Origin of the sequence: Brevibacterium sp. Mu109 (assembly GCF_900169375.1) — a bacterium.
Taxonomy (GTDB): Bacteria; Actinomycetota; Actinomycetes; order Actinomycetales; family Brevibacteriaceae; genus Brevibacterium; species Brevibacterium yomogidense_A.
This window is the reverse complement of sequence record NZ_FXZF01000004.1, coordinates 65,471-86,039: the sequence shown is the minus strand read 5'-3', so window position 1 is coordinate 86,039 and position 20,569 is coordinate 65,471. Positions and strand designations below refer to the sequence as shown.

The window sequence follows — 20,569 nt, the reverse complement described above, 5'->3', positions numbered from 1 at the left end:
GCCGCGGAGTACCATGGTGGACGACGTCCGGACCCGACCTGCTCGAAGGGAACCACATCTGTGACCGCAGTGAACCTGGGTATGCCCGCACCTCCTCCACCCGTCCTCTCGCCGCGCAGGAAGACGCGGCAGATCAAGGTCGGCAAGGTGGGTGTCGGGTCCGACCATCAGGTCTCCGTCCAGTCCATGACGACGACGAAGACCACCGACATCAACGGCACTCTGCAGCAGATCGCAGAACTCACGGCGGCCGGCTGCGACATCGTGCGCGTGGCCTGCCCCGCGACAGAGGACGCTGAGGCGCTCCCGGCGATCGCGCAGAAGTCCCAGATCCCGGTCATCGCGGACATCCACTTCCAGCCCAAGTACGTCTACAAGGCGATCGAGGCCGGCTGTGCGGCGGTGCGCGTGAACCCGGGCAACATCCGCAAGTTCGATGATCAGGTCAAGCAGATCTCGAAGGAGGCGGCCGACGCCGGCGTTTCCATCCGCATCGGCGTGAACGCCGGTTCCCTGGACAAGCGGCTGATGGAGAAGTACGGCAAGGCGACGCCGGAGGCGCTCGTCGAGTCCGCGGTCTGGGAGGCATCGCTCTTCGAGGAACACGGCTTCAACGACTTCAAGATCTCCGTGAAGCACAATGACCCCGTCATCATGGTCCGTGCGTACGAACTGCTCGCAGAGCGCGGCGACTGGCCGCTGCACCTGGGCGTGACGGAGGCAGGACCTGCGTTCCAGGGGACGATCAAGTCCGCCACCGCATTCGGCACGCTGCTCAGCCAGGGGATCGGCGACACCATCCGCGTGTCCCTGTCCGCACCCCCGGTCGAGGAGATCAAGGTCGGCAATCAGATCCTCGAATCGCTGAATCTGCGCCCGCGCAAGCTGGAGATCGTGTCCTGCCCGTCCTGCGGCCGCGCCCAGGTGGACGTCTACTCGCTCGCGGACAAGGTGACAGCAGGCCTCGAAGGGCTCGAGGTGCCGCTGCGCGTCGCCGTCATGGGCTGCGTCGTCAACGGACCCGGCGAAGCGCGGGAAGCCGACCTGGGAGTCGCGAGCGGCAACGGCAAGGGACAGATCTTCGTCAAGGGCGAGGTCATCAAGACGGTGCCGGAATCCGCGATCGTCGAGACGCTCATCGAAGAGGCCATGCGGATCGCGGACGAGAGCGGCCTGGCCCAGGGCGCTGCCGAGGTCGTCGTCGGATGACCCCGCACGCTCGGTGAGGATCCAACCGCTCACACACCGGTACACGGACTGGCTCATGCACGTCCTGCAGGCGGACCCGGCGCGGAACTGCTATCTGCTGGCACTCGTGAACGCGCGGGGCTCAGCGGACATCTCCGGCCCCTCCGGCACGCTCTACGGAGTGTTCGACGAGTTCGGACCGATCGCCGCGTACTGGCTGGGAGGGAGCGTCGTCGCCGTCGACGCGACACCGGAGACGAACAGGCCGATCGCCACCCTGCTCAATGCGCGGGGACGCTGGTCGACCTCGTTCATCGGCGACGCCTCATGGGTCCTCGACCTCACGGATCAGCTGAACTGGGGAGAGGCGCGGGGAGTACGGCCCGCGCAGCCCCTCCTCGTCTGCGAACGGGACCCGGATGTGTTCGCCCACCCCGGTGTGCGACTGGGTGTCGCCGCAGACTTCGCCCCGGTCTTCGCCGCGTCCGTGGAGATGTTCACGGAGGAGGTGGGCTTCTCTCCGATCGAGCACGGGCAGCGCGAGTACCGTGCGCGAGTGCGCAGCCTGCTCGACCACCGCAGCACTCTGCTCGTCATGTCGGAGCGGGGACCCGACGGCGGCCCGATCCGCGAATGGCCCGCAGCCGGCAGCTGGCAGCAGGTGGTCTTCAAGGCGGATCTGGGGATCCGGTCCGCTTCCGCGGTCCAGGTGCAGGGGGTGTGGACCCACCCGGACTTCCGCGGGCGGGGGATCGCGAGTGCCGCGATGGTGGCCGTCTCGGCCCACACGATGCAGCATGTCGCCCCGACGGTGAGCCTGTACGCGAACTCCTACAACGCTCCTGCGCTGCGCGTGTACGAGAAGGCCGGCTACGTCCAGCGCGGCACCTTCGCGACCGTCATGTACTGACGAGTGCCCGTCTACCTGGACGACCGTCCCCGCAGCCTGTCCATGTCCCGTCTGTCCTTCTTCGTGGGCCGCCCCATCCCCTTGTCCCGGCGCGGCACAGGAGCGCGCAGTGCGGGGTCCGGGGGAGGCGTGCGGTCCTCGTAGCACTGCCGCGCGATCGGTGCCCCGGCGCGCGTGGACAGCATCGCGCGGACGACGAGGATGCGCTCCCCGCCCGGAGTGCGCGCACGGATCGTCTGCCCGGCCGTGATCTTCGAAGCAGGCTTGACCCGGGCTCCGTCGACGTGGACGTGACCGCCCTTCGCCGCGGCGGTGGCGGCGGAGCGTGCGCGGAACATGCGCACTGCCCACAGCCACACGTCGACCCGCATCGAGGCTCCTGGGGTGACATCCGGTTCCGGCATGCATGCAGACTACCCGCGGGGGATATCGTGTGGATGAAACCGAGTGGCTCGAGGAGAGGGACATCCCCGTGGTATCTCAGTGCGTCGGACGACGAGCGCTCCAGACCGCGGTGATACTCGCCGTCGCTGTGATCGGGCTGATCGGCTGCGGACCGCCCAGCCCGGAGGACGCTGAGCGGATGCGTCAGGAATTCGTCAGTGAGCTGCCCGACGGACTCTTCTCAGAAGCCGAAGCCGGGGCGAACGGCTTCCACGGAGTCGTGGCCGAGGGCGCCGATGCGGTGTCGGTGTCCGAACACGCGTGGCGGTTCATCGACGACGAGCTGGGGACAGTCGACCTCGAGTCGCCGGAGGATGCGTCACTCTCCGTCCTCCGCGAGGGCGCCGACTCCCAGGAGCATCTCGCCGCTGCGGTCGGGATCCTCCTGGACGATCGCATCGCACCGCTGGTGACGGACGCCGAACCGGCCACACGCGTGAGACTGGACATCGCACCGACGGGCGAGCTCAGCGCCGGTGTGACGTCCGAGGCGCAGGCCGAGCTCGTCGATGCCTTCGACGCGACGGTGTCCGCCACGGAGCAGGCGGGGCTCGACGCGACGACCGTCACGGGAAGCACGAATGCGCAGGAGATGCCCGAGGTCCACGCCACGGTCGAGGGACCCGGCTATGGAACCGCAGGGGGGCTCGTGGGCTCTGTCCTGGCCGCCGTGGACAGCCGTGAGTTCGAGGAGGCCGCTTTCGTCGGGGTCGTGTGCAGCGGGCGGAACGCCGAGGTTGCGGCCTATGCGGGTGCAGAGTGCACCGTCGGCATCGATCTCACGCACGCGGGTGGGGATCCGCACGAGCTCGAGGCCGCGGCCGGGGCGATGCACGCAGAGCTCTCCGAGCACTACCCGACGCTGGTCACCGTGAATGACCAGAGCACAGGGGAGACTGAGGTCCAGCTGACCCCTGCTGGCTGACCCCTGCCGATTGAGTTCGACGGCGCAGGCGAGAGGGGTCACTTAACGGTCGTTAGAACTCTCACGCTATGCTCAGACACGAACAGTCTGCATCTCATCGTCGGTGCGGAGTCGTGGAGGCCGTCCCGGCCGTCCGTGCTCCCGCCGCTGGACCAGGAAGGCGCGCGTGAACACGTCCTCCAAGAACAAGAAGAAGGGCGGCTTCGACGTCCAGCCCTTCATCAAGCCCGCCCTCATCGCCGGCGGCGCGATCGTCGTGCTCGCAATCATCGTGCTCATCGCGATCTGGTTGCGCACGATCCCGTCGGTCGAGGCCTTCATCGAGAAGTACCCGGGGCAGGACCCGGTGAATGAGGTCGAGTCGGGTCTGCCCGCATGGCTCGGCTGGCAGCACTTCCTCAACGCGTTCTTCATGCTCCTCATCATCCGCACCGGCATCCTCGTGCGGATCACGGAGCGGCCCAAGGGCCACTGGACCCGGAACAACAAGGGCCTCATCAAGACGAAGAAGGCTCCTGCGAAGATCACGATGAACCTCTGGACGCACTACATGGTCGACGCACTGTGGGTCCTCAACGGCATCGTGTTCTTCGTGCTGCTCTTCGCGACGGACCAGTGGAAGCGCGTGGTCCCGCTCAGCTGGGACATCTTCCCGCATGCGATCTCCTCGGCGCTGCAGTACGCGTCCCTGGACTGGCCGGCGGAGATGGGCTGGACGAACTACAACGCCCTCCAGCTGCTCGCCTACTTCACGGTCATCTTCATCGCTGCGCCGATCTCGCTCATCACCGGCCTGCGGATGTCGAACGCCTGGCCGGAGGACTCGGGGATCAACAAGATCTTCCCGGCTCCGGTGGCACGCGCACTCCACTTCCCGACGATGGTGTTCTTCCTCGTCTTCATCGTGATCCACGTCTTCCTCGTGTTCGTCGGTGCGGTCGTGGGCGGCCACGGGATCTTCGGCAACCTCCAGCACATGTATGCGGCGTCCCCCGACGCACCGTGGTTCGCGTTCATCATGTTCGCGCTCTCGATCGTCGTCATGGTCGCAGCCTGGTTCCTGGCGCGGCCGATCTTCCTCACCCCCATCGCCAACATGTTCGGCAAGGTGAGCCGCTGACGGGAGCGGTCTCCTCAGCCCCGTCCGCAGGACGCGCGAACGCCCGGCACCCATGAATGATGGGGCCGGGCGTTCGCGCGTCCTGCGATGCCGCCTCGGGCAGTCTGGGGCCGTCTCAGGCCGTCTCAGGCCGTCTCAGGCCGTCTCAGGCGTCGAATCGGACGGAGGGCTTGGGCCGCTCATCGACGGTCAGGGAGAACACGTCGGGTCGTGCGTAGTGACCGGTCGGGTCGAAGTCGAAGGTGAAGCGGGAGCGCTCGGCCACGTCGATGTCGGCGGTGAGGATCGCCTCGCGGTCGTACACGGGCCCGGCCAGCACATCGCCGGACGGCCCGATGATGACGCTGCCGCCGCGGATCAGGTAGCCCGCGTCGTCCCCCTCCAGCACGGAGTCGTAGTCGTCGGCGAATGCATCCCGTCGGATCGCCTGGCACGACCCGAGGACGAAGCACCGTCCCTCGAGTGCGATGTGCTGCATCGTCGACTGCCAGGAGTCGCGGTCGTCGACGGTGGGTGCGCAGTAGATCTCGACTCCCTTCGCATACATCGCCTGCCGCATCAGCGGCATGTAGTTCTCCCAGCAGATGACCGATCCCACGCGTCCGAAGCCCGTGTCGTCGACGGGCAGCGTCGAGCCGTCCCCGAAGCCCCACACCAGCCGCTCGGCTCCGGTCGGCATGAGTTTGCGATGGTGTCCGACGACCCCGGCCTCGGGACTGATGTGGACGGAGGTGCAGTAGAGGGTCCCGCCGTCCTTCTCGATGATGCCCACGACCACGAACACATCGTGTCTCGCTGCGGCCTCCGCGACCGTGGCGATCTCCTCCCCGTCGAGCGAGACGGCCGCGGCGGCGTACCGCGCGTACTCATCGCGCCCCTGCTCGGTGCGCTTCCCCAGGGGCGCGCCGAAGGTGAGGCCCTTCGGATACGTGCCGATCATCGCCTCGGGCAGCACCGCGAGACGTGCGCCCCGTCCGGCCGCATCGGCGATGAGGTCCGCGACCTTCCGTGCGGTCGCAGGGGAGTCGAAGGGGATGGGTCCGGACTGGATGACGGCGACGGTCGTCGTGCTCATGCTGTGCTCCTCGGGATGGTGGGCTTCCATCCAGAACGTTAGTGCACTCACTGTTGCGGCGGAAGGTCCAGGCCCCGTGCGTTCGCCTCGGCACGGGGGCTCTGCGATTCCTCGGTCCGGTCACCGGCCCGGTGATAGAGTTCCAGCGTCCGTCCCGTCGTCGATCCGTCCTTCGAGGAGTGCCTGTGCCCCTGCGCATGTCCAGTCTGTTTGTGCGTTCTCTCAAGGAGGACCCGGCAGACGCCGAGGTCGCGAGCCACAAGCTCCTCCACCGCGCCGGCTACATCCGCCGCTCCGCTCCGGGCATCTACACGTGGCTGCCGCTGGGCCTCGCAGTGCTGCGGCGCATCGAGACGGTCGTGCGGCAGGAGATCGAGCGGGCGGGATCGCAGGAGGTGCACTTCCCCGCGCTGCTTCCGGCGGAGCCGTACAAGGCATCGGGCCGCTGGGAGGCGTTCGGCGACCTCCTCTTCGAGCTCAAGGACCGCAGGGAGGGCGACTACCTGCTCGCGCCCACCCATGAAGAGGTCTTCACGCTTCTCGTCAAGGACCTCTACGGCTCCTACAAGGACCTGCCGCTCAGCCTCTACCAGATCCAGACGAAGTACCGCGATGAGGCCCGCCCGCGTGCGGGTCTGCTGCGCGGTCGCGAATTCATCATGAAGGACGCGTACTCCTTCGACCTCGATGACGAGGGCCTCGACGCGTCCTACCAGGCGATGCGGGAGGCGTACGTCCGCATCTACGACCGGCTGCGCCTGCCGTATGTGATCGTCGAGGCGACTCCGGGTGCTATGGGCGGCGCCGGCACAGAGGAGTTCCTCTACCCGTCCGCCGTCGGCGAGGACACCTATGTGCGCACCGCGGGCGGCTACGCGGCGAACGTCGAAGCCGTCACGACGGTGGCTCCGGAGCCCGTCGCCTGGACGGACACCCCGCAGGCGCACATCGAGCCGACCCCGGACACTCCGACGATCGCAACGCTCGTCGACGCGGCCAACGCGCAGCAGCCGCGCGAGGATCGGCCCTGGACCGCTGCAGACACGCTGAAGAACGTCGTCGTCGCGGTCACCCATGCGAACGGTGAGCGCGAGGTGATGGTCATCGGTCTGCCAGGCGACCGCGACGTCGACCTGGACCGCGCCGAGGGCACGGGACGACTGGGCGACGGCGAGATCGCCGTGGAGCCCGCGACCGAGGCCGACCTCGCGGGCCTGCCTCAGCTGGTCAAGGGCTACATCGGACCCGGAATCTCGCTGGAGGAGCCCTTCCTGGGACTCGAGGGCGCGTCAGGTCTCCGCTACCTCGTCGATCCGCGGATCGCGGACGGTACCCGGTGGGTCACCGGTGCGAACCAGCACGGGCACCATGTCTTCGACCTCGTCTTCGGACGCGACTTCGTGGCGGACGGCACGATCGAGGCCTCTGAGATCCGTCCCGGCGACGAGGCACCGGACGGCTCCGGTCCGCTGGAGCTCGCCCGCGGTGTGGAGATCGGCCAGGTCTTCAAGCTGGGCCGCAAGTACGCCGAGGCGCTGGGGCTGACGGTCCTCGACGAGAACGGCAAGTCCCGCGTCGTGACGATGGGCTCCTACGGTGTGGGCGTGTCCCGCGTCATGGCGTGCATCGCGGAGGAGTACCACGACGACCGCGGTCTCATCTGGCCGCAGCACCTCGCGCCCGCGGATGTCCACATCGTCGCCACCGGCAAGGACGCCTCGATCTTCGAGACCGCAGAAGCACTGACCGCTGAGCTCGAGACCCGCGGCCTCCGCGTGCTGCTCGACGACAGGCCCAAGACGAGCCCGGGTGTGAAGTTCGGCGATGCGGAGCTCCTGGGGATCCCCACGGTCCTCGTGGTGGGCCGTGGTCTCAAGGACGGGAACGTCGAGCTGCGGAATCGTGCAGACGGCACGTCCGCTGACGTCGCTGTCGCAGACGCGGTCGCGGCGGTCGTGGACCAGGTCGACGCCGGCTACGCGCTCGTCGGCGATTCCCGCACCACCTACCTCGTGTGACCGCTGCGGCAGGCTCGGCCATCGAGGTGACGCTGGGGCTCATCCTGCTCCTGTTCGCCGTCGGACTGCTCGCCGGGTGGATCGATGCGGTGGTGGGAGGCGGAGGCCTCGTCCAGCTCCCCGCGCTGCTGCTGGTGCCCGGGATCACCGCCGTCCAGGCACTCGCGACCAACAAGGTGGGGTCGATCGCCGGGACGACGGTCTCGTCCCTGACGTACCTGCGACGCGTCACCCCGGATCGGTCCGCGACATTCCCCGCCGCGGGCCTCGCGCTCGTCGGATCGGTGCTGGGCGCGATGCTCGCCGCGCTCATGCCCGAGGCGGTGCTGCGCCCGGCGATCCTCGCCGTGCTCGTGGCAGTCGCGGTCTTCACACTCATGAAGCCCAGCCTGGGGGCTGAGGCGCGTCTGCGGTTCCCGCCGGACTCCGCGGCCCACCACACCTTGGCATGGGCGCTGGGCTTCTTCGTCGGTGTCTACGACGGCGCGCTCGGGCCGGGGACGGGGTCATTCCTCGTGATCGGCTTCGTCGCACTGATCGGCTTCAGCTTCCTGCAGGCGTCCGCCTCGAGCAAGGTCATCAACTGGTCCACGAACCTCGGTGCGCTGCTGTTCTTCATCCCCGCAGGCCACGTCGTGTGGTCCCTGGGCCTGGCGATGGCGCTGGGCAACCTGACGGGCGGCTACATCGGAGCGCGGACGGCGATCCGCCTGGGCAGCGGGTTCGTCCGCGTCGTCTTCATCGTGGTCGTGGGTGCGATGGTGCTGAGCATGGGATGGTCCATGCTCTCCGGGGCACTCGGGCGCTGAGGCTCAGCCCAGCGGCTTGAGCCGGTGGGCACTCACGCCGTGCACGCTGACGTGCGAGAGCGCTCGGGCGACCCACAGCGAACGGGCCGCATCGCCCCAGGCCTTCTGCGTGCCGCCCAGTGCGGAGCGCAGGTACCAGAACATGTTCTCCACCTCGCGTGCGACGGCGGCGCCGACGCCCAGCGCGGGGTCGACGGCTGCACATCTGCACAGCTCCGCGGCGAACTCGCGCAGCCACGCGGCCTGCCCCTCCGGGTCCACCGCGGGGATCTCCGCCATCCGGTTCCAGAGGAGGGGCGCGATCATGTATTCGGCGGGCCCGGTGAGCGGCTGCGGGTCGATGGCCTTCCACGTCGCGATCCCCGAGGTGTCGGGGTGCCCGGCGAGGATGTTGTAGTAGTGGAGGTCCGCGTGGAGCAGCCACGACTCCTCCGAGCGTGCGAGCCGTTCGATCCACATCCGCGCAGCGTTCACGACGGACCAGTCCGCCAAGGTGAAGTCGGGGAATTCCCTTAGCAGGGCGGAGTCGGTCTCGAAGCGATCGAGCCACCCTGCGGCGATGTCCTGGACGCGGACCAGACCCGGCACCCCGGGCACCCGCAGCGCCTGGGCGAGCTGCCCCCACGTCGCCGGCACCTGGTCCAGGGGGAGTGCTGAGAGGTTCGTCTCCGTCCGCAGCCGCTCCTGGAGCGTCGCCCGGAAGCTCGAGTCATCCGCCAGCACCTGCACGGCCCCGCGACCGTTCCACGCGCGGAGCGCGTCGAGGATCTGCGCGTGGACGCGCGGGTTGTCCACGTTCGGCGCCGCGAAGCGGATGATCGCGGGGCGACGCTCCTGGGTCAGGACGGGGAGGACCAGCGATTCGCAGCCAGCCCACGGACTCGTGGGCTGCGGGTCGAGGGTGAGGCCCCAGCGATCGACGAGCTCGATGACCATGAAGTCGAGCGCCCGGGTCCACGCGTGGGTGTGATGCTCCCCGTTGATCTCCCGCGCCGTCTCATACAGCACGTTCGGAACTCTCATCCGTCCTCCTCGGGAGTCCGCTGGGTGACCTCGAAGCGCAGGTCCTGGAAGCCGTCGGCGCGGCGGCGCGCGCGTGCGCTGTCGTCCAACCACGACAGGAAGACCGCGGGCGGAACGGTGCTGCGTGCGCTCCACAGCCGCCCGACCAGGGAGTCCTCCGCGTCGCGGATCGCCGCGAGCGCGGTCTGAGCGTCCTCGGGCGGTTCGGCCACGTCCCAGGCGGGGGAGCTGGAGGGGACGGACACGTTCTCCGCGAGCGACGGTGCGATCGCCGTGATCCCGCTGAGCCCCGCGATCCTGGAGTGCGACTCCTGCCGCGCGGGCGCGTCGGCGGGCAGGTGCACCGACGCCCGCTCGTACACGTACTCCGCTATGTGCGCCGCGGTGATGAGGGCGACGAGCGGGTGCACTCCCGCGCCGTCGGCGGCGGACGAGGATCCGCTCGGGTCGACGGGTGCGCCGGTCGCGTCGCCATCGGTGCGCCCACCGTCGAGCGCGGTCCGCACCGCACCGGCGAGGTCGTCGCGGATCGATCCCGCGGCCTCGGGGTCCAGATCGCTGAGGTGCAGCAGGGCACCTGCGGCCACATCCGCGAGGACCACGGCGGTGAGGTCCGTGCCGCGGCCCAGTCCGGGCGAGGCGTCGACGAAGCGCCGGGCCGCATCGGCGAGCCCGTCCGCCGCGGTGAGCGGGGAGGGTTCCGGATTGGGCGGCGGCACCGGTTCGGCGAGGCCCTCGGGCGGGTTCCACGGAGGTCCGACCGCGGCGGCGAACGCAGTGATCGCGTCTGCCGCCTCGTCGTCCGCCTCCGTGGCCGCGAGCGTGCGCGCCACAGCGTCGCGCAGCACGTCCACGGGGGAGAGGTCGGGCATCCGCGGATCCCGATCGAGGCGGATCCCGCAGCCGGTGGCGCCCGCTGAGACGAGGCCGAGGGCCGCGACGAGCACCGTTCGACGAATGGGTCCTCGAACACTCCCTCGCCTGCGCATGGGGACAATCGTAGCCGCAGGTCGCTAGGCTTCCGTGGAGGCGTCCGACGGGTCGCCCGAACGCACGCGAAAGGGATACATGGCACTCCACACAGACAGCATCCGCGACGAGCTCGCGGGTCCACTCGCCGAGGCGGGGCTGGTCGTCGAGGAGGTCCGCGCCCACGCCGCCGGTCGGCATCGGACGCTCACCGTCGTCATCGACCTCGATGCGGATCACTCGGATCCCGTGCCGTTCGACACGGTCACGGAGGCGACCCGCACGGTCTCCGAGGTCCTCGACGGGATCGAGGTCTGGGGAGAGCACCCTTACACGCTCGAGGTCACTTCCCCGGGCGCCGAGCGTCCGCTGACCGAGCCCCGTCACTTCCGGCGCGCCCGTGGACGGCGCGTGCACGCGGAACTCCGGGCGGAGGAAGGGGCCCCGAACAGCGGCGAGACCGTCGAGGGCGTCCTCACGGACGCGGACGCAGCCGGGATCGTGCTGGACGGCGTCCGGGACGGCGATCGGATCCCCTTCGCGGAGGTCGCGGCGGCCCGAGTCGTCGTCTCCCTGCGCTGACCGGGGCGGACGTTCGCCTATAGTGGTGAGCCCGGGACGGGCCCTGCAGTGCGGGGCGGACATCCCGGGACACGCCGCGCCGCGCAGCACCACTGAGCGCACCACTGAGAAGGACGGGAAGAGATGGACATCGACCTCAGCGCCCTGAGGATGATCGAAACGGACAAGGAGATCCCGTTCGATACCCTCGTCGAGCTCATCGAACAGGCGCTGCTGCTGGCCTATCAGCGCACGCCGGGAGCATGGCAGGACGCCCGTGCCCAGATCGACACGAAGACGGGCACGGCAACCATCTGGGCGGTGGAGTTCGACAACGACGACATCCCGATCGGTGAGTTCGACGACACTCCGGAGGACTTCGGCCGCATCGCGGCGATGACCGCCCGCAACGTCATCCACCAGCGTCTGCGCGATGTCGCGGATGATTCCGTGCTGGGGTCATTCAAGGATCGCGAGGGGGAGCTGGTCTCCGGTCGCATCCAGCAGGGACGGGATCCGCAGATGGTGCAGGTGGATCTGGGCGACGTCGAAGGCGTCCTCCCGCCGCACGAGCAGGTGCCGGGCGAGAGCTACGACCACGGCGAACGCATCCGCGTGCTGATCGTCGACGTGCGGAAGGGGACGAGGGGCCCCGCGATCACCGTGTCGCGCAGCCACCCCGACCTGGTGCGCCGACTCTTCGCGCACGAGGCGCCGGAGATCGCGGACGGGACCGTGGAGATCACGGCGCTGGCGCGGGAGGCCGGGCACCGCACGAAGATGGCGGTCCATGCCACGGCGGCGGGCGTCAACGCCAAGGGCGCGTGCATCGGCGAACTCGGATCGCGCGTCCGCTCCGTCATGGCTGAGCTCGGCCAGGAGAAGATCGACATCGTCGACTGGTCCACGGACCCCGCCGCCTTCATCGCACAGGCACTCTCGCCCGCGAAGGTGAAGAGCGTCGAGGTGCTGGACGCCGCGCAGCGATCCGCACGGGCCACGGTCCCCGCGGACCAGCTGTCGCTCGCGATCGGCAAGGAGGGCCAGAACGCCCGACTGGCCGCGCGCCTCACCAACTGGAAGATCGACATCGTCGCAGGCTGACGGCGCTCACCGCACGCCCGCCCGTCGCGCACGACACACGTGCGCGAGCAGGGGCCCAGGCCTCGGTGCTGTAGACTGCTCTGGTGTCGATGGCAGTGCAGTCCCACCGGGTACCGACCCGGATGTGCATCGCCTGCCGCCGTCGCGCCCCCCAGACGCAGCTCCTGCGGATGGTCGTGCGCGGGACGGACGAACCCCGAATCGTCGTCGACGCGGATCGCGTGCTCCCCGGACGGGGCGCATGGATCCATGATTCGGCCGCGTGCTGGAAGAAGGCACGCGCGAAGAGAGCCTTCGCCACGGCGCTCAGGTCACCCGGTGCACCCGGTCCGGACCTGCCGTGCGACGAGGGATGGGACCACAGGAAGCAGGTATCTCGGATGGATTCCGTGTAGATGAGTGTCGCCCGATGATGACTCGAAACAACGGTCGTGAGCAGTGAGATGAGGACTGCACGACCCTGATGCGGTCCTTCCTGCCCGGGAGGACCCGGACAGGAGAAAAGTGGCCAAGCCCCGTGTCCATGAGCTTGCGAAGCAGCTCGGCACAACAAGCAAGGAAGTGCTCAGCACACTTCAGGAGATGGGCGAATACGTCCGCTCCGCATCATCCACGGTCGAAGCCCCGATCGTCCGTCGCCTGACAGAGGCGTACGAGGCGCAGGGCAGGACCGCCGATTCCGCGAAGTCGGAGACGAAGGCATCGGCGCCCAAGCCGGGTGCCGCTCCGAAGCCCGGAGCCGCGAAGCCGGCACCGGCTGCGAAGCCCGGCCCCAAGGCACCCGCGCCGAAGCCCGGTTCCGCTCCGAAGCCCGGCGCGACCAAGCCCGCGCCGGCGGCCAAGAACGCGCCCGCTGCGAAACCCGCACCGGTTGCAGAGCCGGCTGCCCCCGCGCAGAGCGAGGCACCTGCGGAGAAGACGGATCCCGTCGCCGCACCGGCCGCGAAGCCGGGTCCCGCTGCGAAGCCGGGTCCCAAGCCCGCTCCCGAGGCGCCGGCGGCTGAGCAGGACTCCGCATCGCCGAAGCCCGGCGGCGGCCGTCCCGGCAACAATCCGTTCGCTCCGTCCCAGGGCATGCCCAAGCCGGGCGCGAAGCCAGGCCCCAAGCCGGGGCCCCGTGCTCCGCGCGGTGCCGGCGGCGGCCGTCCTGGCAACAATCCGTTCGCTCCGTCCCAGGGCATGCCCAAGCCGGGTGCGAAGCCGGGCCCCAAGCCCGGTGCCGGCGCTGCGGGACCTCGTCCCGGCGCAGCGCCGAAGCCCGGCGGCGGCGGACCCCGCCCCGGAGTTCCGCGCCCCAACCCGGGGATGCTCAAGAACTCGGCACTCGCCAAGCCCGGCACCGGCGGTCGGGGCCGACCCGGCGGCGGTCCCGGCGGCGCGCCGGGCGGTGCCCCCGGAGCACCGGCGAACAGGGGGCGTCCCGGTGGCGGCCCTCCCGGTCGCGGCTCCGGTCGCGGTCGCGGCAATACGCAGGGCGCATTCGGCCGCGGCGGTGGACGTCCGGCACGCGGACGCAAGTCGAAGCGGGCGAAGCGCGCAGAGCTCGAGCAGATGCAGGCTCCGTCGGTCGGCGGCGTCTCGGTCCCTCGCGGAGACGGCAGCACGCCGCTGCGCCTGCGCCGCGGTTCGTCGCTCGCGGACTTCGCGGACAAGATCAACACCGATCCGACGAACCTCGTCACGATCCTCTTCCACCTGGGCGAGATGGCGACGATCACCGCGTCGCTCGATGAGGCCACCTTCGGTGTCCTCGCGGACGAGCTCGGCTACAAGATCGAGATGGTGTCCCCGGAGGACGAGGACCGCGAGCTCCTCGAGACCTTCGACATCGATCTGACGGAGGAGGGCGACGAAGAGGACATGCGCCCCCGCCCGCCGGTCGTCACCGTCATGGGCCACGTCGACCACGGCAAGACCAAGACGCTCGACGCGGTGCGGTCCGCCAACGTGGCCGGCGGCGAGGCCGGCGGCATCACACAGCACATCGGTGCGTACCAGGTGAACGTCGAGCACGAGGGCGCGGAGCGTGCGATCACGTTCCTGGACACCCCGGGCCACGAAGCGTTCACGGCGATGCGAGCCCGCGGTGCGAAGGCGACGGACGTCGCGATCCTCGTGGTCGCAGCGGACGACGGCGTCATGCCGCAGACGATCGAGGCGCTGAACCACGCGCAGGCGGCCGATGTGCCGATCGTGGTGGCGGTGAACAAGGTCGACAAGGAGGGCGCCAACCCGCAGAAGGTCATGCAGCAGCTGACCGAGTACAACCTCGTGGCGGAGGAGTACGGCGGCGAGACGATGTTCGTCCCGATCTCCGCACTCAAGCGCGAGGGCATCGACAAGCTGCTCGAATCCGTGCTCCTCACGACGGATGCGGCACTCGTGCTCGAGGCGAACCCGAACCGTCGTGCACAGGGCATCGCGATCGAGGCCAAGCTCGACAAGGGCCGCGGCGCCGTCGCGACCGTGCTCGTCGACTCCGGCACTCTGCGTCAGGGCGATGCCATCGTCTGCGGCACCGCGCACGGACGCGTCCGTGCGATGTTCGACGAGAACGGCAACCTGGTCGAGGAGGCGGGTCCGTCCCGCCCCGTGCAGGTGCTCGGCCTGTCGTCCGTGCCGCGCGCCGGCGATACGTTCCTCGCGACTGGCGATGACCGGACTGCTCGACAGATCGCGGAGAAGCGCGATGCGATCGAGCGGAACGCTCAGCAGGCACGCAGCCGGAAGCGGATCAGCCTCGAATCGTTCACGCAGGCGCTCGAAGAGGGCAAGGTCGACATGCTCAACCTCATCCTCAAGGGCGATGTGTCCGGTGCGGTCGAAGCACTCGAGGACTCGCTCCTCAAGATCGACGTGGGCGACGATGTCGACATCCGGATCATCCACCGCGGTGTCGGTGCGATCACGGAGAACGACATCAACCTCGCGACGGTCGACAACGCGATCGTCGTCGGCTTCAACGTCCGCCCGGAGGCGAAGGCGCGCGACCTGGCAGAGGCCGAGGGCGTCGACGTCCGGTACTACTCGGTGATCTACGACGCGATCGACGACATCGAGGGCTCGCTCAAGGGCATGCTCAAGCCGGAGTTCGAGGAGGCCCACACGGGCTCCGCGGAGATCCGCGAGGTCTTCCGCTCGTCCAAGTGGGGCAATATCGCCGGTTCCATCGTCAGGGACGGGACCATCAAGCGGAACGCCAAGGCGCGTCTCACGCGCGATGGCGTGGTCGTGGGCGACAACCTCACGATCGAATCGCTGCGACGGTTCAAGGACGATGCCACCGAGGTCCGCGAGGGCTTCGAATGCGGTATCGGCCTGGGCAGCTTCAACAACGTCCGCGAGGGCGACCTCATCGAGACATTCGAGATGCGCGAGAAGCCGCGCGACTGACTCGCATGACCGTCCGGGGGCGGCTGCGGGAGCGCAGACCGCGTCATCGCAGCCGCCCGCGGGCGTCCTCGCACACATCCATCCATGACAGGGAGCCCCCATGGCAGATTCGACACGAGCACGGAAGGTCGCCGACCGGATCAAGGTGATCGTTGCCAGTACGCTCGAGAAGCGGGTCAAGGACCCGCGGCTCGGCTTCGTGACGGTGACCGACGTCCGACTGACGGGTGATCTCCAGAACGCCACCGTCTTCTACACGGTGTTCGGGACGGACACGGACCTCGAGGCGACCCGCGCCGCACTCGAATCGGCCCGCGGGCTCATCCGCTCTGAGGTCGGCAAGGGCCTGACGATCCGTCTGACTCCGACGATCGAGTTCGTGGCTGACGCGGTCCCCGCCGCTGCGGCAGAGCTCGATGAGCTCCTGGCACGGGCGAAGGCCCGTGACGCGGAGATCGCGGAACTGGCGCGTGATGCTGACCCCGTGGGGGACCCCGACCCGTATCGTCGCGGTCCGGACGAGGAGGCATCGGACGCGGAGTCCGGTGCGCAGGATCGGTCTCATGACTGACTCGAACTGATGGTTCGACCGTGACTGTCACGGTCACGTTACAGAAGATCACACCCGTGGAGGGCGGCCGCAGAGGCCGCCCTCCACGCGTGTGACCAGGCGTTTCACGGGAAGACTTGTGCTCGCCCGTGAGATGAGTACACTTGCTCGAGGTAACGGAACGATCACGAATCTGTGAAGGAACATCCGATTGGGTAAGCACTCGACACCTCAGCAGTCCTGGGTCACGACCGCACGCGATTTCGCGGGCGCGGTGGCAACGCTGCACCGCAAGCCCCAGGGCAGGCACGGCGGCCCCGCACAGGACCGGGAGATGACCGCAACGGGTGTCCTCCACACGGTTCGCCAGCGTCCCATGGTCGCCGCGATCGCCCTCCCCGCCGCCGCGACCGTCGGCATCGTCGCCTCGACCTTCGCCATGGGTCAGGCGGAGTCCGGCGGGACCGTCACTGCTGAGGACACCGCGCAGGTGAGCGACGTCGACACGCAGTCGGCCGACGCGGAGGCCTCGGCTCCCTCTGAGGAGGAGCAGCAGGAGGACCTCGATCGCGAGCGCGAGGACTACGCCGAGTCCCTCAAGGACGACGACCGGTACGGCGGTGGCGGCGATTCGAGCATGACCGCCGTCCCGACACCCACGCCGACCCCGAGCTCGCCGTCGGCTGACCGCAGCGTGAGCTCGGCGGACGGCAGCGCCGGTGCAGACGCAGAATCGGGTTCTGGGTCCGAATCCTCCGAGTCTGATTCCTCCGGGTCCGGAGGCTCCGGGGGCGGAGTGTCCGAGGCGCCCTGCTCCGTATCGTCGGAGATCGAATCCGGTCTCACTCCTGGCGGCACCGCGGCGTACCGCGCGGTGTGCGCCGAATTCCCCGAGGTCTCTTCGTACGGCGGGCGCCGTGCCGATCCGGGCTCGGATCACAACAGCGGCAACGCCGTCGACATCATGATCTCCGGTTCGACGGGCGACTCCATCAAGGACTACCTGATCCAGAACAAGGACAAGCTCAACGTCAAGTACGTGATCTGGGAGCAGAAGATCTACGCCTCCTACACGGGCTGGTCCGGTCGTGCGATGGAGGACCGCGGTTCGGTCACCGCCAACCACTACGACCACGTCCACGTCTCGGTGAACTGATCCGGCCTGCCGTGGCCGCTGCGCCGAACGGGTTCCTGCTGCTCGACAAGCCCGCCGGATGGTCGAGCCACCGTGTCGTCTCCCGCGTCAGGAAGTGGCTGGGGACGCGCAAGGTCGGGCATGCGGGCACGCTCGACCCGATGGCCACGGGCGTCCTGGTCGTCGGGGTCGGGCCCTCCACCCGGCTTCTCACATTCGCCGTGGGCCTCGGCAAGACCTACACCGCCACCATCCGGCTGGGCGCGTCGACGCCCACCGACGACGCCGATTCCGCCCCGGACCGCTTCGCCCAGGCCGACCGCCTGGCAGCACTGGATCTTGAGCGGATCGAGGGCGCCCTCGGGTCCCTGCGCGGAGACATCCTGCAGCGGCCCAGCGCCGTGTCGGCCATCAAGGTGGACGGCCGCAGGGCCTACGCCCGTGTGCGGGCCGGCGAAGACGTCGAGCTCGACGCCCGCCCCGTGACGGTCTCCCGTTTCGACGTCGTCTCCGCTCTCCGCAGCTCGACTGCCGTCGCCGAGGACGGGGCTGAGCACGGTGTCGTGGACGTCGACGTCGTCGTCGACTGCTCATCCGGGACCTATGTCCGCGCGCTGGCGCGGGACCTCGGCGATGCGCTCGGCGCCTTCGGCCACCTCACCGCACTCCGTCGCACGCGCGTCGGCGACTTCCCGATCGACGAGGCGCTCACCGTCCCCGACTTCGACGCGCATGCTCCGGTTCCGGAGCTCATCACGCCGGCCGCCGCCGCGGCCGCACTGCTGCCGACCATCGAGGTGTCCGCCGAGCAGGCCGTGCAGCTGCGGCAGGGTCGGTTCCTCGCACAGTCCGCGTTCAGCGCTCCCGCGGCTCCGGAGCCGTACGCCGCGATCAGCGGTGCAGAGAGAGGGGAGCATGGCGAACTGGTGGCCGTGCTCGATCGGCGCGACGATTCGTTCAAGTCCAGAGTCGTCTTCCCTGCCTGAGTACGCCGCCCGCTGAGGCTGGAAGCAACTTAATGTAGTTGCATTTTACGATGCAACCGAAAAAGATTGACACGAGCTGTGATCTGCGCTTCACTGGGAGCATGTTCGTCATGACCGTCGACCAGGTCGATTCCCGGGCTCACGCAGACGCTGTGCCGGCGCTGCTGGCGACTCTGCAGGGCGTGCCGGTGCGGCTTCCCTTCGAGCGCACCGCGGGCGACGAGGTCCAGGCAGTCCTCGAGGACCCTCGTGCGGTCGTCGACGCGTGGGAGGCCATCGTCCGCGACGGGCGGTGGAGGGTGGGCATCGGGATCGGTCACGATGTGGAGCTCGCCGACTCGAGCAGAGCCTCGCGCGGGGGGCCGTTCCTCGGAGCGCGGGACGCCGTCGACGAGGCGAAGGGACATCCTGATCGGGTCGCCGTGCGTGTGTCGCCCTCGGTCGATGATGCGTCCCAGAGTTCCCAGAGTTCCCAAAGCGAGAGCCGCGGCAGCGATGCGAGCGCTGCGGCGCGCGACGCGCAGACAGTGCTCCGCCTGCTCTCGATCGTCATCGACGAGCGGACCGACGCCGGATGGCGAGTCATCGACGCGGCGCGTGCGGCTCCGGATGCCACGCAGGCGCAGCTCGCGGATCAGCTGGGCATCACCCGTCAGGCCGTCTCGAAGGCCCTGCGCACGCACGACGCGGTCACGGTCGACGAGGGCCTGCGCACGGCGGCGCGCCTGCTCGCCCGCACTCTCGAGCTGTGTCCCACGGGCGTGAGCATGACAGCCGCCACGACTCGTGGAGCGGAGGAGGAGCTGTGATGGGCGGAGACGTCGTCACGACCATCGCGGCGCTCGGGGTCGGGATCGTCGCCGCGCTGCTGGGCTGGCCGCTCACGCGGCTGGTGCTCCGGGTGGCCGGCGGCCGGGACCGCGCGCGGGCTGCGCACGCTGAGGCGGACGTCGCAGAGGACTGCGCGGTCGCAGAGGAGGCGGTCGCGGAGGATGTCGAGACCGTCGGGCGGCCCACTGTCGCTGACGAGGTCGAGCCTGCCGCCGATGTCGACGACGACGGGCTCCTGCGCGGAGGGCTGTGGATCGGACTGCTGGAGCGGGGGTTCGTCGCAGGAGGGATCGCTCTGGGGGAGCCGTCGATCCTCGCCGTGGTCGTCGCGATCAAGGGGCTGGGGCGAGTCCCGGAGCTCCTCCGCAGCCCCACGGCCGGGGAACGGTTCATCATCGGCTCGCTGGCGTCGCTCGGAGTCGCGCTGGCCATCGGCGTCATCGGCCGCGCGCTCGTCGGGTGAGACCCTGCGCTACCCTGGACCGGGTGCCTCGCGCATGTGCGGAGGCGACGTCTCCGCGCCGGTCGCCGGCGCGGTCCGCACTGAACCGAGCTCACTGAGAGGACGCAGGTGGACATCTTCCGAAGGCCTGAGGACATACCCGCGGACTACGGCCGCACAGTGATCACCATCGGCAACTTCGATGGTGTGCACCGCGGTCATGCGGTCGTGCTCGACGAGCTCCGAGCAGCGGCGGATTCCCGCGGCCTCCGGTCGGTCGTCGTGACGTTCGATCCGCATCCCAGGATCGTGCACCAGTCGGATTCGCCGGTGGAGCTGATCTGCAGCCTCGACCAGCGCCTCGGGCGGATCGCGCGATCCGGAGTCGATGCCGTCCTCGTCCAGCCGTACACGCTCGCCTTCGCGGACCAGTCAGCGGAGGAGTTCGTGCTCGACCACCTCGTGGGGAAGCTCCGCGCCAGCGCCGTCGTGGTCGGTCACGACGTCCGCTTCGGCCGGGGGAACTCGGGCGATCTGGAGGCGCTCACCGCGCTCGGCCGTCGCCACGGCTTCGACGTCGTCGTCATCGACGAGGTGGGGGAGGGGACGCGGCACTCCTCGAGCGCCATCCGTCGGCTGCTCGAAGAGGGCGACGTGCGCTCCGCCGCAGACCAGCTCGGATACAACCACACGCTCACGGGCACCGTCGTGCACGGAGAGAAGCGCGGGCGCGAGATGGGCTTCCCCACGGCGAATCTGGACCTGGAGGCCGAGGGCCTGGTCCCGGCGGACGGGGTCTACGCCGGGTGGATGCACTTCCCCTCCCGCGGGCTGCGGCTGCCCACCGCGATCTCCGTCGGGACGAACCCGACGTTCCACGGCAGCGTGCGGACCGTCGAGGGGCATGCGCTCGACGTCCGGTTCGCGGATCTCGACGTGTACGGGGACACGATGGAGGTCTCCTTCGTCGAGCGCATCCGCGGCCAGGTCGCCTTCCGGGGGATGGAGCCGCTCATCGCGCAGATGCACGAGGACGTGGACCGTGCCCGCTCTGTGCTAGTCTCTTAGTCGCCGTTCTATCATCGG

20 protein-coding genes are annotated in these 20,569 nt (G+C 69.2%); 16 read left to right on the top strand and 4 right to left on the bottom strand.

Translation table 11 applies throughout. From position 1 onward, the window contains the following. The first annotated feature begins 60 nt into the window (after positions 1 to 60). Together ispG and BSP109_RS03665 are read left to right on the top strand one after the other, a co-directional pair. Positions 61 to 1,209 carry a flavodoxin-dependent (E)-4-hydroxy-3-methylbut-2-enyl-diphosphate synthase gene (ispG, locus tag BSP109_RS03670; RefSeq protein WP_087008207.1) on the top strand — a complete coding sequence of 383 codons (1,149 nt, stop codon included), beginning with the start codon at positions 61 to 63 and terminating at the stop codon, positions 1,207 to 1,209. A 55-nt stretch (positions 1,210 to 1,264) separates the two neighbouring features. Beyond that, the gene (locus BSP109_RS03665) at positions 1,265 to 2,098 is read left to right on the top strand and encodes a DUF4081 domain-containing GNAT family N-acetyltransferase (protein ID WP_256970356.1); all 834 of its coding nucleotides are present in this window, start codon (positions 1,265 to 1,267) and stop codon (positions 2,096 to 2,098) included. Between the two features lie 11 nt (positions 2,099 to 2,109). On the opposite strand, the gene BSP109_RS03660 is transcribed toward BSP109_RS03665, so the two are convergent. Further along, positions 2,110 to 2,502: an RNA-binding S4 domain-containing protein gene (locus BSP109_RS03660; RefSeq protein WP_087008211.1), complete on the bottom strand. Its 393-nt coding sequence runs from the start codon at positions 2,500 to 2,502 to the stop codon at positions 2,110 to 2,112. A 29-nt stretch (positions 2,503 to 2,531) separates the two neighbouring features. On the opposite strand from BSP109_RS03660, the gene BSP109_RS03655 reads away from it, so the two are divergent. Both BSP109_RS03655 and BSP109_RS03650 read left to right on the top strand, forming a co-directional pair. Continuing rightward, positions 2,532 to 3,467, top strand: coding sequence for a hypothetical protein (locus BSP109_RS03655; RefSeq protein ID WP_101599407.1), 936 nt, complete (start codon positions 2,532 to 2,534; stop codon positions 3,465 to 3,467). A gap of 166 nt (positions 3,468 to 3,633) precedes the next feature. Continuing rightward, positions 3,634 to 4,587, top strand: a complete 954-nt coding sequence (locus tag BSP109_RS03650; RefSeq protein WP_087008217.1) for a cytochrome b/b6 domain-containing protein — start codon at positions 3,634 to 3,636, stop codon at positions 4,585 to 4,587. 145 nt (positions 4,588 to 4,732) lie between these two features. Here the strand turns inward: BSP109_RS03650 and BSP109_RS03645 are convergent, their stop codons facing one another. Continuing rightward, positions 4,733 to 5,662: a carbon-nitrogen hydrolase family protein gene (locus BSP109_RS03645; RefSeq protein ID WP_087008218.1), complete on the bottom strand. Its 930-nt coding sequence runs from the start codon at positions 5,660 to 5,662 to the stop codon at positions 4,733 to 4,735. Positions 5,663 to 5,847: 185 nt separating this feature from the next. Between BSP109_RS03645 and BSP109_RS03640 the strand changes: the two genes are divergently transcribed. Then, positions 5,848 to 7,680: a proline--tRNA ligase gene (locus tag BSP109_RS03640; RefSeq protein WP_101599406.1), complete on the top strand. Its 1,833-nt coding sequence runs from the start codon at positions 5,848 to 5,850 to the stop codon at positions 7,678 to 7,680. Continuing rightward, a complete protein-coding gene (locus BSP109_RS03635) occupies positions 7,677 to 8,489 on the top strand; it encodes a TSUP family transporter (RefSeq protein ID WP_101599405.1) in 813 nt (270 codons plus the stop codon). The genes BSP109_RS03640 and BSP109_RS03635 overlap by 4 nt, the downstream gene beginning before the upstream one ends. 3 nt (positions 8,490 to 8,492) lie before the next feature. On the opposite strand, the gene BSP109_RS03630 is transcribed toward BSP109_RS03635, so the two are convergent. Next, the gene (locus tag BSP109_RS03630; protein ID WP_101599404.1) at positions 8,493 to 9,512 is read right to left on the bottom strand and encodes an aminoglycoside phosphotransferase family protein; all 1,020 of its coding nucleotides are present in this window, start codon (positions 9,510 to 9,512) and stop codon (positions 8,493 to 8,495) included. Continuing rightward, on the bottom strand, positions 9,509 to 10,501 hold the full coding sequence (locus tag BSP109_RS03625) for a hypothetical protein (RefSeq protein ID WP_146001075.1): 993 nt from the start codon (positions 10,499 to 10,501) through the stop codon (positions 9,509 to 9,511). Before BSP109_RS03625 ends, BSP109_RS03630 begins: the two co-directional genes overlap by 4 nt. Before the next feature lie 79 nt (positions 10,502 to 10,580). Between BSP109_RS03625 and rimP the strand changes: the two genes are divergently transcribed. The 10 genes from rimP to BSP109_RS03575 all read left to right on the top strand — a co-directional run bounded on the left by rimP (position 10,581) and on the right by BSP109_RS03575 (position 20,551). Then, positions 10,581 to 11,063, top strand: coding sequence for a ribosome maturation factor RimP (gene rimP / locus BSP109_RS03620; protein ID WP_101599402.1), 483 nt, complete (start codon positions 10,581 to 10,583; stop codon positions 11,061 to 11,063). Positions 11,064 to 11,186: 123 nt separating this feature from the next. Further along, positions 11,187 to 12,146: a transcription termination factor NusA gene (nusA, locus tag BSP109_RS03615; RefSeq protein ID WP_087008229.1), complete on the top strand. Its 960-nt coding sequence runs from the start codon at positions 11,187 to 11,189 to the stop codon at positions 12,144 to 12,146. Positions 12,147 to 12,235: 89 nt separating this feature from the next. Further along, entirely contained in the window at positions 12,236 to 12,541 is a 306-nt protein-coding gene (locus tag BSP109_RS17950; protein ID WP_087008457.1) for a YlxR family protein, read from the top strand. 109 nt (positions 12,542 to 12,650) lie between these two features. Further along, complete coding sequence (gene infB, locus BSP109_RS03605) at positions 12,651 to 15,539, top strand: translation initiation factor IF-2 (protein WP_101599401.1); 2,889 nt, start codon at positions 12,651 to 12,653, stop codon at positions 15,537 to 15,539. Positions 15,540 to 15,639: 100 nt separating this feature from the next. Continuing rightward, positions 15,640 to 16,110 carry a 30S ribosome-binding factor RbfA gene (gene rbfA, locus BSP109_RS03600; protein WP_101599400.1) on the top strand — a complete coding sequence of 157 codons (471 nt, stop codon included), beginning with the start codon at positions 15,640 to 15,642 and terminating at the stop codon, positions 16,108 to 16,110. 190 nt (positions 16,111 to 16,300) lie between these two features. Beyond that, complete coding sequence (locus tag BSP109_RS17650) at positions 16,301 to 17,245, top strand: ligand-binding protein SH3 (RefSeq protein WP_101599399.1); 945 nt, start codon at positions 16,301 to 16,303, stop codon at positions 17,243 to 17,245. 11 nt (positions 17,246 to 17,256) lie between these two features. After that, positions 17,257 to 18,210 (top strand): tRNA pseudouridine(55) synthase TruB, encoded by a 954-nt coding sequence (gene truB / locus BSP109_RS03590; protein ID WP_101599398.1) that lies wholly within the window; start codon positions 17,257 to 17,259, stop codon positions 18,208 to 18,210. 110 nt (positions 18,211 to 18,320) lie between these two features. Then, complete coding sequence (locus BSP109_RS03585; protein ID WP_180951822.1) at positions 18,321 to 19,019, top strand: helix-turn-helix domain-containing protein; 699 nt, start codon at positions 18,321 to 18,323, stop codon at positions 19,017 to 19,019. After that, positions 19,019 to 19,504, top strand: a complete 486-nt coding sequence (locus BSP109_RS03580) for a hypothetical protein (RefSeq protein WP_087008238.1) — start codon at positions 19,019 to 19,021, stop codon at positions 19,502 to 19,504. The genes BSP109_RS03585 and BSP109_RS03580 overlap by 1 nt, the downstream gene beginning before the upstream one ends. Positions 19,505 to 19,612: 108 nt before the next feature. After that, positions 19,613 to 20,551, top strand: coding sequence for a bifunctional riboflavin kinase/FAD synthetase (locus BSP109_RS03575; RefSeq protein WP_101599397.1), 939 nt, complete (start codon positions 19,613 to 19,615; stop codon positions 20,549 to 20,551). Positions 20,552 to 20,569 lie beyond the last annotated feature (18 nt).